At 68.5% G+C, this 12,553-nt stretch carries 19 protein-coding genes; 7 read left to right on the top strand and 12 right to left on the bottom strand.

Features of this window, described 5'->3' with window-relative positions:
• Positions 1-90: 90 nt before the first annotated feature.
• Positions 91-489 (bottom strand): hypothetical protein, encoded by a 399-nt coding sequence (locus EIK80_RS05580; protein WP_125155997.1) that lies wholly within the window; start codon positions 487-489, stop codon positions 91-93.
• A 210-nt stretch (positions 490-699) separates the two neighbouring features.
• Between EIK80_RS05580 and EIK80_RS05575 the strand changes: the two genes are divergently transcribed.
• Complete coding sequence (locus EIK80_RS05575; RefSeq protein ID WP_125155996.1) at positions 700-1,203, top strand: hypothetical protein; 504 nt, start codon at positions 700-702, stop codon at positions 1,201-1,203.
• Here EIK80_RS05575 and EIK80_RS05570 read toward each other — a convergent pair.
• The gene (locus EIK80_RS05570) at positions 1,200-2,153 is read right to left on the bottom strand and encodes a DMT family transporter (protein WP_125155995.1); all 954 of its coding nucleotides are present in this window, start codon (positions 2,151-2,153) and stop codon (positions 1,200-1,202) included. The genes EIK80_RS05575 and EIK80_RS05570 overlap by 4 nt on opposite strands.
• Before the next feature lie 132 nt (positions 2,154-2,285).
• Between EIK80_RS05570 and EIK80_RS05565 the strand changes: the two genes are divergently transcribed.
• Positions 2,286-2,651: a SprB repeat-containing protein gene (locus EIK80_RS05565; RefSeq protein ID WP_125155994.1), complete on the top strand. Its 366-nt coding sequence runs from the start codon at positions 2,286-2,288 to the stop codon at positions 2,649-2,651.
• On the opposite strand, the gene EIK80_RS26630 is transcribed toward EIK80_RS05565, so the two are convergent.
• Entirely contained in the window at positions 2,648-2,815 is a 168-nt protein-coding gene (locus EIK80_RS26630; RefSeq protein ID WP_255414583.1) for a helix-turn-helix domain-containing protein, read from the bottom strand. The genes EIK80_RS05565 and EIK80_RS26630 overlap by 4 nt on opposite strands.
• 111 nt (positions 2,816-2,926) lie before the next feature.
• Between EIK80_RS26630 and EIK80_RS05555 the strand changes: the two genes are divergently transcribed.
• Complete coding sequence (locus EIK80_RS05555; RefSeq protein WP_125155993.1) at positions 2,927-3,301, top strand: SprB repeat-containing protein; 375 nt, start codon at positions 2,927-2,929, stop codon at positions 3,299-3,301.
• Positions 3,302-3,303: 2 nt separating this feature from the next.
• On the opposite strand, the gene EIK80_RS05550 is transcribed toward EIK80_RS05555, so the two are convergent.
• From EIK80_RS05550 to EIK80_RS05540, 3 genes are all read right to left on the bottom strand, one after another.
• Complete coding sequence (locus EIK80_RS05550) at positions 3,304-4,035, bottom strand: AraC family transcriptional regulator (protein ID WP_125155992.1); 732 nt, start codon at positions 4,033-4,035, stop codon at positions 3,304-3,306.
• A gap of 18 nt (positions 4,036-4,053) precedes the next feature.
• Positions 4,054-4,518, bottom strand: a complete 465-nt coding sequence (locus EIK80_RS05545) for a hypothetical protein (protein ID WP_125155991.1) — start codon at positions 4,516-4,518, stop codon at positions 4,054-4,056.
• 186 nt (positions 4,519-4,704) lie between these two features.
• Entirely contained in the window at positions 4,705-5,952 is a 1,248-nt protein-coding gene (locus EIK80_RS05540) for an aspartate kinase (RefSeq protein WP_125155990.1), read from the bottom strand.
• 168 nt (positions 5,953-6,120) lie between these two features.
• Between EIK80_RS05540 and ubiG the strand changes: the two genes are divergently transcribed.
• The 3 genes from ubiG to EIK80_RS05525 all read left to right on the top strand — a co-directional run bounded on the left by ubiG (position 6,121) and on the right by EIK80_RS05525 (position 8,497).
• A complete protein-coding gene (ubiG, locus tag EIK80_RS05535) occupies positions 6,121-6,879 on the top strand; it encodes a bifunctional 2-polyprenyl-6-hydroxyphenol methylase/3-demethylubiquinol 3-O-methyltransferase UbiG (protein WP_125155989.1) in 759 nt (252 codons plus the stop codon).
• Positions 6,880-7,064: 185 nt separating this feature from the next.
• Complete coding sequence (locus EIK80_RS05530) at positions 7,065-8,078, top strand: glycine zipper domain-containing protein (protein WP_125155988.1); 1,014 nt, start codon at positions 7,065-7,067, stop codon at positions 8,076-8,078.
• 119 nt (positions 8,079-8,197) lie between these two features.
• Positions 8,198-8,497: a glycine zipper 2TM domain-containing protein gene (locus EIK80_RS05525; RefSeq protein ID WP_125155987.1), complete on the top strand. Its 300-nt coding sequence runs from the start codon at positions 8,198-8,200 to the stop codon at positions 8,495-8,497.
• Between the two features lie 67 nt (positions 8,498-8,564).
• Here EIK80_RS05525 and EIK80_RS05520 read toward each other — a convergent pair whose 3' ends face one another.
• Genes EIK80_RS05520 through EIK80_RS05505 form a run of 4 tightly spaced genes read right to left on the bottom strand, consistent with a single transcriptional unit; the run spans position 8,565 to position 10,917 of the window.
• Positions 8,565-8,999 carry a DUF1178 family protein gene (locus tag EIK80_RS05520; protein WP_125155986.1) on the bottom strand — a complete coding sequence of 145 codons (435 nt, stop codon included), beginning with the start codon at positions 8,997-8,999 and terminating at the stop codon, positions 8,565-8,567.
• Positions 9,000-9,018: 19 nt separating this feature from the next.
• Positions 9,019-9,852, bottom strand: a complete 834-nt coding sequence (locus EIK80_RS05515) for a carbon-nitrogen hydrolase family protein (RefSeq protein WP_125155985.1) — start codon at positions 9,850-9,852, stop codon at positions 9,019-9,021.
• The gene (gene grxC, locus EIK80_RS05510) at positions 9,849-10,103 is read right to left on the bottom strand and encodes a glutaredoxin 3 (RefSeq protein WP_125155984.1); all 255 of its coding nucleotides are present in this window, start codon (positions 10,101-10,103) and stop codon (positions 9,849-9,851) included. Before grxC ends, EIK80_RS05515 begins: the two co-directional genes overlap by 4 nt.
• A 31-nt stretch (positions 10,104-10,134) precedes the next feature.
• A complete protein-coding gene (locus EIK80_RS05505; protein ID WP_125155983.1) occupies positions 10,135-10,917 on the bottom strand; it encodes a ComF family protein in 783 nt (260 codons plus the stop codon).
• Here EIK80_RS05505 and EIK80_RS05500 point away from each other — a divergent pair.
• The gene (locus EIK80_RS05500; protein ID WP_125155982.1) at positions 10,917-11,831 is read left to right on the top strand and encodes a methyltransferase domain-containing protein; all 915 of its coding nucleotides are present in this window, start codon (positions 10,917-10,919) and stop codon (positions 11,829-11,831) included. The genes EIK80_RS05505 and EIK80_RS05500 overlap by 1 nt on opposite strands.
• On the opposite strand, the gene EIK80_RS26885 is transcribed toward EIK80_RS05500, so the two are convergent.
• Positions 11,832-12,068, bottom strand: a complete 237-nt coding sequence (locus tag EIK80_RS26885; RefSeq protein ID WP_125155981.1) for a Flp family type IVb pilin — start codon at positions 12,066-12,068, stop codon at positions 11,832-11,834.
• The gene (gene mutT, locus EIK80_RS05490) at positions 11,984-12,388 is read right to left on the bottom strand and encodes an 8-oxo-dGTP diphosphatase MutT (RefSeq protein ID WP_125155980.1); all 405 of its coding nucleotides are present in this window, start codon (positions 12,386-12,388) and stop codon (positions 11,984-11,986) included. The genes EIK80_RS26885 and mutT overlap by 85 nt, the downstream gene beginning before the upstream one ends.
• Positions 12,389-12,553 lie beyond the last annotated feature (165 nt).

The raw sequence follows: 12,553 nt of genomic DNA, 5'->3' as shown, positions 1-12,553 counted from the left end.
GCGGCGCGAAAAAGCGCCGCCCCGGGGAGGGGCGGCGCAGGTTAGCTCGCTCGGGGAGGGATCAGGACACGAGCGGCCTAGAGGCGGGGCCTAGCGGCGATAGCCGTAGGCGTAGCGGCTGTCGTAGCGGTTGTCGTAGCGGGCGTCGTAACGGTCGTGGCGGTAGCCGCCGCGATCATAGGCGTATCGGTTGTCGTAGCCGTAGCGGCTGTCGCTGTAGCGCGGGGCGGTCCGGTAGCCGTGGCTGTAGCGACGGTCGTACTTGTCCTTGGCCGTCGAGGCGCCCAGGGCCGCGCCGGCGACCGCGCCGATGGCGACCGCTTCGCCCTTGCCGTCGCCGATCGCGGCGCCGGCGATGCCGCCGATCACGGCGCCCAGGACGGCGCGGTTGGTCTTCTCGCCGGCGAAGGCGGCCGAGGCGGGGGCGACCAGCGCGCCGGTGATGGCGACGGCGACGGCGGTCTTGGTGAACTTGCCGATGGTCTTCATGGCAGGGCTCCTGTTCCAGAAGCGTCGCCCCCTTTCCCGAAGATGAGACTGGGCGGCGCTGTTGAATGTTGTTTTAGAGGGGCCCGCCTGAACCTGATTTGAACCGCGCTGTTCAGGTTTGGTTTAGGTTTTGAACACAAGCCGACGAAGCTTGACCGGGATCCGCCGGCGAAAGATAGTCGACCGATCAACCTAGAGATAATCGACCGAATGACGCGCGGACTGGCTGTAGCGAAGAGATTGCTGACGCTACATCCTTGGGTGCTGACGGTCCTCCTCTTGGGCTTCAACCTGGCGGCTGGCCCGGTGAGTTGGATAGCGCCCCCTTTAGCGCAGACGCTGAATTGGCTGACCGTTGCGGTTGATATGAGCTGGATCTGGTCGATCTACACCGTATCAACAGCCGTCGTTCCAGAGCGGTCTCGCCCCGCCTGGGAGCCTTGGATCTTCGTCGTTCCGTCCCTGGTCGAGATGATCGCAATGATCGGCAAGCTCTCGATGAACAATAGTCCGGCGGCGTTCCTCTTCTTCGCCGCGTTCCTGTTTTGCATCGGTAGGACGGCAATCGCGCTGGAAACAGCAGACCCAAGCGCCGCGCCGACCTCGATGGGCAAGACTCTCGGCACGGCCGCGCTGCTGTTCTTCTCGGTCGTCGGAGTCTGGTGGCTGCGACAACGCCTACTGGGTGTCGCCGCCCGGACCCCCTCGGTCTAGGCCAGCTCCACTCGCGGCCGATGCAGCCGCACCGACCACAGCACGCCGGCCAGCATCAGCACGATCGCCGCCGTCTCCAGCCCGCGCGGCCAGCGGCCTTCGTGCAGGAAGCCGTAGAGCAGCGCGAACAGGGTCTCGAACACGATCAGCTGGCCCGACAGGCTGAGCGGCAGCAGGCGGCTGGCCGCGTTCCACAGGCCGTTGCCGATCACCGAGGCTCCGATCGCGACGGCGAAACTGACCATCCAGAACCAGCCCCAAGCTTCAGGGGCATGGGCCGCCGACGCGCGGGCCTCGCCGCCCAAAAGGAAGGCCGGGACCACCAGCGCCAGCGACAGCAGGCCGGTGGCCAGGCCGGTCAGCAGCGACCACTCGTGGCTGGTGAACTTCGGCGTCGCGGCCAGGCGGCGGGCGTTCCAGACGGCGTAGGCGGTCCACATCGCCAAGGCCAGGGTCGCGCCCAGCACGCCCACCACCTGCTTGCCGATCCCGACGCCGTGGCTGTCGGTGAACACCGAGACGTTGATGCAGACCCCGCCGGCCACGACCAGGGCCAGGGGCGCGGCCAGGTGGCGGAGCGCAACGCCCTCCCCTGGCTTCGCCCCAACCAGGGTGACCGTCACCGGCAGGAGACCGATAATCAGCGAGGCCAGGGCCACCCCCGCGCTCTGCACCGACACCGACAGGCCGACATAGTAGATGAGGTTGCCCAGCAGGCTCAGCGCGGCCAGGTCCCGCCAGTCCTTGGCCGTCATCTTGGCCATCACCGTCTTCCAGCTCGGCGCCAGCAGCACCGCCGAGGCCAGGCCGTAGGCGATGTAGCGGCCGGCCGTCATCTGCAGCGGCGTGAAGGCGGCCAGCAGCTTCGGCGCCAGGAACACCCCGCCCCAGAACGCGCCGGCGATCAGGCCGAACAGCAGGCCGAGTAGGAGATTGCGGGAGGCGCTCATGGGGCGGAATTAGCAGGTCGCCGCGCGGCCGGCTTGGCGAAAGCTCCCGAAAGTCCGGCGGTTTCTATTATAGATTGACTCCAAGGTAGAGCGATGGCGTCATCCAACCTTAGGTAACATCAGGAGGGTTGAATGAAGTCCCGTCGTGAATTGATGTTCGGCGCCGCTGGGGTTGGCGTCGGCGCCCTGATGGTGGCGACCGCCGCCCACGCGCGGACGCTCTCGGCCAGCGCCTCGCCGTCGACTATCGGTGTCGGCGAAGGTTACGTGACCGTCAGCGTCAGCGGCGGCGTCGGCCCCTACAGCTACCAGTGGACCCGCATCTCTGGCTCGACCGACATCGAGGTGTCGGACCCCAACAGTCCGGTGGTCGAGTTCGGATGGGTCGGCCCCTCGAGCGGACCGCCGCGCCTCTCGGCCTGGGTGTGCCAGGTGACCGACAGCGCGAACGATACGGTGAGCACCAACAGCGTCCACGTCGCCTACGGCGGCGCCTAAGGACGCCCCTTTCGCCAGGCGCCGGGGGCGACGCCCAGCGCCGCCTTCATGCGCCTGGTGAGACCGCTCTGATCGCCGCGCCCCGTGCGCGCGGCGATCTCGGCGATCGACAGACGGGTGTCCGACAGCAGGCGCTGGGCCGCGCGCAGCCGCGTGTCGGACAGCGAGGCGCGAGACGGGGCGGGGCGACGGGTGACTTGGCAGTCTCCAACATAGGTTGACTCTTAGGTAGAGCAATGAACTCATTCAATCCTAGGTAACATCAGGAGGATTGAATGAAGTCCCGTCGTGAATTGATGTTCGGCGCCGCTGGTCTCGGCGCGCTGCTGGTGGCTACGTCCGCCCAAGCCCGAACCATGACCGCCAGCGCCTCGCCGTCTTCCCTCGAAGGCGCCGGCTGGCCGCCCACCGACCCCACCTACGTCACCGTCAGTGGCGGGACACCGCCCTACAGCTACGAGTGGGTGCACATCGGCGGCACCGGCTATGTCTATCCCAACGACCCGGCAGGCGAATCCACCACCTTCTACTGGGACGGCCCATGGGGCGGTCCGCCGAAGATGTCGCGCTGGGTCTGCGTGGTGACCGACTCCGCCAGCCAGACAGCGACCACCAACACCGTCACGGTCACCTTCGACCCGACGATGTAAGGCTAGCGCCGCTTTCGCCAGGCGCCGGGAGTGACGCCCAGCGCCGCCTTCATGCGCCTGGTGAGACCGCTCTGATCGCCGTGCCCGGTACGCACGGCGATCTCGGCGATCGACAGGCGGGTGTCCGACAGCAGGCGCTGGGCCGCGCGCAGCCGCGTATCGGACAGCGCACCGTGCGGCGTCGTCCCGTAGGCGTCGGCGAACCGCGCGAAGAACCGGCTCTGGCTCATGCCGGCCTCGGCGGCGAGGTCGCGGACGGTCAGCGGCTGATCGTAGCGGGCCTCGATCAGGGCGGCGGCGCGGGCCAGGCGAGGGTCGATATTGACCGGCGCGGCCGAGAGTCCGCGCAGCAGCAGCGGCGTCCACAGGCTGGCGACGCCCACTTCGATCACGCCGGGCGCCTCGCCGGCCAGGTAGTCGAGAAGGCCGCGCACCGCGCCGGTGACCGGAGCGAAGGGCCGCTCGCGCAGGCGCTCGAAGGGCCTCATCAGCGCCCCGCCGATGTCGGCGACCACGAACAGGTTCTCGCCCGAGGCGGCGAAGGCGTGGCGCGCGCCGGGCGGGACCACGGCCGCGCGGCCCGGATCGACCCGACCGCCCCGGCCGTCGATCTCCATCTCCAGCACGCCCCGACGCGGCAGGACGATCTGGTCAAAGGCGTGGACATGCGGCGGCGCGTCCTCGCCATAGCGGCGGAACGACAGTTCGGCGGGGGCGGTCAGGTCGTGACCCATGACCTTGGTATAGCGGGATCAGCCGTGTCCCGGGAGGGCCAGCGGCTCGTCGGCGTCGGCCACCAGCCGGCGGGCCTGGGCCAGGGCCGCGTCGATGTCGTTCTCGATGAACTCGACCTCGAGGTCGGTCAGCGGGTGCGGGGCGGCGATGACGTTGCGCAGATAGGCGCGCTTCTCGACCTCGGTCATGGTCCACCAGCCGACCGTGTGGCCTTCCTCGATGACCGCGTCACCCATGGCCAGGAGGTCGTCGGTGTCGAAGATCGGCTGGCCGGGCTTTTCCGGGAACCACTGGCCGTCGTCGGGCAGGGCCTGGTCCAGCTGGTTCAGCAACGCCGCCAGCCACGGGCTGATCAGCAGCGGCTTCTCGTAGCCGTCGCCGAACTTGGCGCGCAGCAGCAGGTCGTAGAGCAGGTCCAGGCCGGCGTCGCCGTGAAAGGTGACGGTCTTGGCGTCGGGATCGAACTTGAAGACGTCGGACATGGCGATTCTCGGAGGCTGCGGCGTCTTCTTAACGTCACAACACGACGTTTCGGCAACGGCGAATGCTGGCGAGGCCCCCTCAGTCGGCTTTGCCGACAGCTTCCCCATAAAGGGGGAGCAGGATCCGAGGCGTCCTCCCCCGCTACGGGGGAGGTGGCCCGAAGGGCCGGAGGGGGCTGCTCAGCCTTACAGCTGGTCCAGCCCGTAGACCGCGTGCAGCGCCCGCACGGCCAGTTCGGTATAGGCCGCGTCGATCAGGACCGAGATCTTGATCTCCGAGGTCGAGATGACCTGGATGTTGATGTTCTTCTCGGCCAGGGCCGCGAACATCGACTGGGCGACGCCGGCGTGGCTGCGCATGCCCACGCCGATCACCGACACCTTGGCGACGTCCTCGTTGACCGCGACGTCCTCGAAGCCGATCTCGTCGCGAGCGGCCCGGACGATCTCGACCGCGCGGGCGGCGTCACGCTTGCCGACCGTGAACTCCATGTTGGCGGTCGCGGCGCTGCGGGCGCGCGACTGCACGATCATGTCGACATTGACGTTGGCGTCGGCCAGCCGGCCGAAGATCTGCGAGGACACGCCCGGGTGATCGGGCAGGCCCAGCAGGGTGATCTTGGCTTCGTCGCGGCTGTAGGCGACGCCCGAGACGATGCGCTTTTCCATGATTTCTTCCTCGTCGCAGACGATCGTACCTTGGCCGGGAGCTTCCCCCGGTTCGACGAAACTCGACAGCACCCGCACCGGGACGCGATGGGCCATGGCCATCTCGACCGAACGGGTCTGCAGCACCTTGGCCCCCAGCGAGGCCATTTCCAGCATCTCTTCGTAGCTGATCTTGGCCAGGCGCTTGGCCTTGCTCTCGATCCGCGGGTCGGTCGTGTAGACGCCGTCGACGTCCGTATAGATGTCGCAGGCGCCCTTGACGGCGGCGGCGATGGCCACAGCGGAGGTGTCCGAGCCGCCCCGGCCCAGGGTGGTGATGCGCTGGTTCGGGGTCACGCCCTGGAAGCCGGCGATCACGGCGATCTCGCCATTGGCGAAGCAGGCTTCCAGATTGGCGGGCGGAATGTCCTCGATGCGGGCGCGGCCGTGGGCCTCGTCCGTGATGATCGGCACCTGCCAGCCCAGGAACGAGCGGGCCCTGTGGCCCATGTTGCGCAGGGTCATGGCCAGGAGACCGGCGGTCACCTGCTCGCCCGAGGCGACGACGGCGTCATACTCGTCATCCGACTCCGGAAGCCCTTGCGCGGCGCGGCCGGCGCCGTCGGTCCAGGCGACCAGCTCATTGGTCTTGCCCGACATGGCCGAGACGACCACCGCCACCTGCTTGCCCGTCGCCACCTCGGCCGCGACCAGACGCGCCACCCGACGGATGCGCTCCAGGTCGGCCACCGACGTGCCGCCGAACTTCATCACCAGACGTGACACGTCCTTGGTACCTCGACACTTGGTTATTTCTTGCGCCCGCGCGGCCGGATCGCTCCCCCTCGCGCAAGCCCGCGCCTTCTAGCGGGGCGATGGCGCAACGGCAATGTCGCGGAGGTGTCTTTTTTCCGTGATCGTGGCGAGCGCCGGCGTCCGTGCTAGACAGGCCGCATGACGCAAGCCGCCTCCTCCGCCCCCTCCTGGAGCATCGACCCCGCCGACGTGGCGCGGTTCTCGGCCATCGCCGCCGAATGGTGGGACCCCACGGGCAAGTTCGCGCCGCTGCACGTGTTCAATCCCTGCCGCCTGGCCTTCATCCGCGAGGAAGCCCTGGCGCGATTTGGCCGCGACGGAACGCTGCGCCAGCCCTTCGAGGGTCTTTCCCTGCTGGACATCGGCTGCGGCGGCGGCCTGCTGTCCGAGCCCATGTCGCGGCTGGGCTTTGACGTCACCGCCATCGACGCCTCCGAGAAGAACATCAAGACCGCCGCCACCCACGCGGCCGAGCAGGGGCTGACGATCGGCTACCGTCCCGCCACCGCCGAACAGCTGCTGGCCGAGGGCGCGGGTCCGTTCGACGTCGTCCTGACCATGGAGGTCATCGAGCACGTCGCCGATCCGGGCGAGTTCCTGCGCACCTGCGCCAAGCTGCTCAAGCCCGGCGGCATCATGATCGTCGCCACCCTGAACCGCACGCTGAAGGCCCTGGCCCTGGCCAAGATCGGCGCCGAATACGTGCTGCGCTGGGTCCCGCCGGGCACCCATGAGTGGAAGCAGTTCCTCAAGCCTGAAGAGCTGCGGGCCTTCATGGCCGGCGAACCAGTCGAGATGCAGGGCCCGTTCGGCGTCAGCTACAATCCGCTGACCGGCCGCTGGAGCCGCTCGGCCGATGTCGACATCAACTACATGATGACGGTCACCAGGGGTTGAAACGAAGCTTCTTTGCTACGCGCGCTCTTGTCGCGAAACCGGCTTCCACTTTCGCGGATCGCACGCCAACCGGGAACTTCAGCCCGAGGCGGGACTTCTCTCCGCGCAGGGACTTGAACTCGGATTGGCGACTCAACTTTCGGGGGTCGGCCGTCGATCCGTTCTAGAGGGAACGGAGACTTCTCATGACTTCCAAAACTTTGGCCGCCGTGCTGGCCGCCACCGTGGCGTGCGGCGCGATCGCCCCCGCCTTCGCGCAGGATTCGGCGTATCAGCGCAGCCTTCAGAACTACGACGCCCAGCGCTCCAGCTACTATGACAAGGTCGCCGAGTATCAGGAGCGCCAGGACGCTTACGAGCGCGATCGCGCCAACTACGTCCAGGCTCGCGAGGACTACGACCGTCGCTATGGCCGCGGCGCCTATGACCGTCGCTATCCCACCTACGCGACGCGGTACAGCACCGCCCAGTATCGCGAGAGCGCCGCCTACTATTCCGAACAGGCCGAGTTCGAACGGGCCCGCGCCAACTATGAGCGCGCCCGCTACGACTATGACCGCCGCAATGGCGGCGGCGCCTATGACCGCCGCCATCCCCGCGACGCCGCCCGCTTCCGCACCAGCGGCGTGAGCTACGCCTCGGGCTCGAACTACGATCCGGGCCGTCAGCAGTGGGAGCGTGATCGCGACCGCTACATCTCGGCCCGCGACGCCTATGACCGCCGCTATGGCGTCGGCGCCTATGACCGCCGTCATCCGGGCGAGGGCTCGCGCTTCGCCGCGTCCTATGCCGGCGCCTACAGCATCGACACCAACGCCAACGTCTCGTACCCGAACGACTGCCGTCAGGACGCCAAGCGCAACGCCACCGTTGGCGGCGTGATCGGCGCTCTGGCTGGCGCGGCTCTGGGCTCCAACGTGGCCGCCCGCAACGCCCGTCCGGAAGGCACGGTGCTGGGCGCCCTGGTCGGCGCCGGCGTCGGCGCGGCCGTGGGTAACGCCTCGGCCAAGTGCGACACGCGCGGCAACTACTGGACCTACGAAGAGACGCAGCCCTACCGCTACAGCGACGGCCGCTACGCCAGCACTGGCGAACGCTGCCGCCTGGCGCCCGCCCCGACCGAGTACAATGGCCGGGTCGAGACCCGTTATATCCGCGTCTGCCCCGACGCCGAGGGCCGCTATCGCGTCGAGGGCTGATCTCTCGAAACGTAAGACCCGGGCTGACAGTCGGCTTTCCGACAAATTGGAAACCGACCGTCAGCTTGGGCGTTTACGCACCGAGGGATCTTACAAAAACAATTATCGGAGAGCCCGCCATGCGCGCCCGCCTGAAGACCATCGTCCTGGCCACCGTTGTCGGTTTCACCGTCAGCTCCGTCGCCATCACCGCCGCCGAGGCCCAGCAACGCCGTGAACGCGTCCTGGTCTGCAACAAGTCCAAGGCCAAGAACGGCGCCATCATCGGCGGCCTGTCGGGCGCCCTGCTCGGCAACACCGTCGCCGGCCGCGGCAACAAGACCGAAGGCGCCCTGCTGGGCGCCGGCGTCGGCGCCGTCGCCGGTCACGAGATCGGCAAGAGCAAGAAGAAGTGCCACTACGAGTACCGCTACCGCTAAGGCATGACGCTTCGTAGGAAGCACAGGGGCGCCGGACGAAAGTTCGGCGCCCTTTGCCTTGGCGGCTTCAGTTCACGTCGGTCTTCTTCGGGGCGGGCGGCGGCAGCGGGGCCACGCGCACGCCGTCCTCGACCAGCGCCTTGACCTCGGTGGGCGAGGCCTCGCCGTAGATGCCGCGCTCTTCGGACTTGCCCTCGTGGATGGCGCGCGCCTCCTTGGCGAAGGCGTCGCCGACATAGTCGAAATTGTCCTCGACGTGCCGACGGACCTCGCCCATGGCCGTCATCATCATCTCGCGCATCTTCGGATCGACAGCGGGCGCCGACCTCTGGGCCTTCGTGCCCGCCACGGCCGGGGCCATGATCTGCTTGGAGACGCCGCGCGAACCGCACAGCGGACATTCGACCAGACCGCGCGCGGCCTGGCCGTCATAGTCGGCCGAAGAGCCGAACCAGCCTTCGAACTCGTGGGCCGCGTCGCACTGAAGCGCGTACTTGATCATGGGCTATAGATGGCGAGCTTTACGGCCAGACGAAAGGCCGGGCGTTCTGAAGGACCGGAATCGCCGCCCGCGCCGACAGGGCGGCGGGCAGATCGAGCTCGGCCATCAGCACGCCGGGCTCATCGTGGTCAAGCTTGGCGATCACCTCGCCCCAGGGGCCGACGACGATCGAGCGGCCCCAGGTGCCGCGGCCGTCCTCGTGGAAGCCGCCCTGGGCCGCGGCGATGACGAACGAGCCGGTCTCGATGGCCCGGGCCCGCAGCAGCACGTCCCAGTGCGCCTCGCCCGTCGGACGGGTGAAGGCGGCCGGCGCGGTGATCACCGTCGCCCCGGCCAGGGCCAGGGCGCGGTGCAGGGCCGGGAAGCGCATGTCGTAGCAGATGGTCAGGCCGAACTTGCCGATCGGCGTCTCGACCACCACGGCCTTTTCGCCGGGCGTGTAGGTCGCCGACTCCCGCGCCGTCTCGCCGGTCGGGAGATCCACGTCGAACATGTGCAGCTTGTCGTAGGTGGCGACAATCGCGCCGGTCGGATCGATGACGATCTGGCGATTGGCCGCCTTTCCGTCCTCGCGCCGGACCAGGGCCGAGCCGACGTCAATCCAGGTCCCGGTCTCGGCCGCGATCTCGCGCAGGCCGTTAACGACCGGGTCGTCGGCCAGCGCCGTCAGGGTCGGCAGCAGCTTGCTCCGGTCCTTCTGCAGGACGTTGGTGCATTCGGGCGTCAGCACGAACCGGGCGCCCTGCCCGATCGCCTCGCGCACCAGCGGCGCGACATGATCCAGGGCCGCCGCGTGGGTCGCGGGCGTCCGGGTCTGGATCAGACCGACTCGCAAGGACGCGGACGGGCTCATGCGGCGAGAAGAGCGTCCAGCTTGCCCTCGCGTTCGAGGGCCATCATGTCGTCACAGCCGCCGATGTGCCGATCGCCGACGAAGATCTGCGGGAAGGTGGTGCGGCCCGAACGGTCCATCATCTCCTGGCGCAGCTTGGGATCCATGCCGGCCTCGACCTCGGTGAAGTCGGCGCCCTTGTCGGTCAGCAGGGCGAGGGCGCGGGCGCAGTAGCCGCAGAACGGGCGGGTGTAGATGGTGACGTGAGCCATGGAACGGTCGATACCCTGGTGTTGTGCGTCCTCATATAGGACGCGCCTGCATTTCTGTAACGCGGGCGACGACGGAAAGCGTCACCGACGCCGCGCCGGCGGCCAGAAGCGCTCGCGCGCACCCTTCGGCCGTGGCGCCTGTGGTCAACACGTCATCAATCAGAACGATCCGCCGGCCGACAACCCGGTGTCGCCTCCCTTCGGGGACGGCGAAGGCGGCCGCCACGTTGCGCCGCCGGCCCGAGGCCGACTTGCCGCCCTGGCTGTCGGTGTCGCGCCTTCGGATCAGTGCGTCGGGCAGGTAGGCCAGACCGGTCATGCGGGCCAAGGGCCGCGCGATCTCGGCGGCCTGGTTGTAGCGCCGACGGAGCATCCGCGCGCGGTGGACCGGCACCGGGACCACCGCCTCGGCTTCGGCCAGCAGGTCGACGCCGGCGCGGGACAGCCAGCGCGCGAACAGGCCGGCCAGATCCGTGCGGTCGGCGTGCTTCAGCTTCAGGATCAGCTCGCGGGAGTGCTCGTCATAGACGCAGGCGGCGCGGCAGCGCTGGAACGCCTTGGGCTTGGCCTGGCAGGCGGGGCAGCGCTCCAGCGCCGCCTCGGCATAGGGCATGGCCAGGCCGCAGCCGTCACAGACCGGATCGTCCAGGAAGGTGAGTTTCGAAAAGGCGCTGGCGGTCAGCCCGCCGCTGAGCGCCGCCGCGCCGTCCAGGCTGGACGGCGGCAGCAACAGGTCGAGCACCGAGCGCCCGAGTCCAAAGATCAGAGGTCCGGCTTTCCAGAACGGTTCGGAATCGCCATGTTCCGCGCGCAATGACCGTCTCCCCCCTGCTCTTCGACCGCGCCCTGCATCGCGTCCGCCTCGACCGCGCCGCGCCGGGCTACGCGTCCGCCGACTTTCTCAAGGCCCGCGTGGCCCAGGACGTGGTCATGCGGCTGGAGACGATCCTGCGACGCTTTCCGGTCGCCGTCGACCTCGGCGCGAGAAACGGCCATTTTTTCAAAGCCTTGAGCGACAGCGACGCCCGCGCCAACATCGATACGCTGATCGAAACCGACCTCTCGGCGCGGATGCTGGACGGTCGCCAGACCCTTCGCGTCGCCGCCGACGAGGAGCGCCTGCCGTTCGGCGACGCGACGCTCGACCTGGTGGTCTCCGCCCTGTCGCTGCACTGGACCAATGATCTGGTCGGGGCGCTGATCCAGATCCGCCGCGCCCTGCGCCCCGACGGCCTGTTCCTGGGCGCGATGTTCGGCGGCGCCACCCTGACCGAGCTGCGCCAGTGCCTGCTGGCCGCCGAGGCCGAGATATCGGACGGGGCGTCGATGCGGGTCTCGCCGTTCGCCGACGCCATCGACGCGGCCGGCCTGCTGCAGCGCGCCGGCTTCGCCCTGCCCGTCGCCGATGTCGATCGCGTGAAGGTCCGCTACGCCCACCCGATCAAGCTGCTGCGGGACCTGCGGGCCATGGGCGAGACCAGCGTGCTGCTGGACCGTTCGCGCAAGCCGCTGACCCGCAAGGTGCTGTTCCGGGCGATGGAGCTCTATGTCGAACGGTTCGCCGAGGCCGACGGCCGCGTGCCGGCGACGTTCGAGATCGTCTCGGTGACGGGGTGGGCTCCGCACGAGAGCCAGCAGAAGCCGCTGCGGCCGGGCTCGGCCAAGATGCGCCTGGCCGACGCCCTGGGTGTTCAGGAACAGCCGGCGGGCGAGAAGCCCAGGCCCTGATCAGGCGCCGAGGGCGGCCTTGGCCTTGTCGAAGACCCCGTTGAGAGCCCCGCTCAGACCCGTCAGCACACCGACGAGGGCCAGGGCCAACAGTCCGACCAGCAGGGCGTATTCGATCGCGGTCGCGCCGGACTCGTCGGTCCAGAAACGCTTCAGAGCACGTCGCGCAGCCAGGCCACCAGCGGCTCGTCGGCGGGCGGCATCGGATAGTCCGCAAGCTTGTCCGGTTTCACCCATGCCAGGCCCTCATGCTCCCTGCGCGTCACCTGGCCTTCCCAGCGGCGCAGCAGATAGAGTGGCATCAGGAGGTGAAAAGACTCGTAACTGTGCGAGGCGAACACGAACGGCGCGAGGCAGGCCTGGGCGACCTTGATGCCCAACTCCTCGTCCAGCTCGCGGATCAGGCATTCCTCGGGCGTCTCGCCCGGCTCGACCTTGCCGCCCGGGAACTCCCACAGGCCGGCCAGTTGCTTGCCCTGGGGCCGCTGGCAGATCAGCACCCGCCCGTCGACATCGATCAGGGCGGCGGCGGCGACGAGGACGATCGGCTTGCTCATGGGCCGGGTTTGGCGCGGCGTTCCGACGCTGGCAAGGGGTCGGGCCCTTACCTTCCTTGACTTTTGCACTGCAACAAGCGATATCCGCTTCGCGCCCCCCTTGGCGCTATCGGTGCTCCAGCCGCGTGACGGTCCGTTTCCGGACCAGCCTGTCGAGCGCCCTGA

The organism is Caulobacter sp. 602-1 (genome assembly GCF_003931565.1).
Lineage (GTDB): Bacteria > Pseudomonadota > Alphaproteobacteria > Caulobacterales > Caulobacteraceae > Caulobacter.
This window is presented reverse-complemented; position numbering and strand designations above follow the sequence as displayed.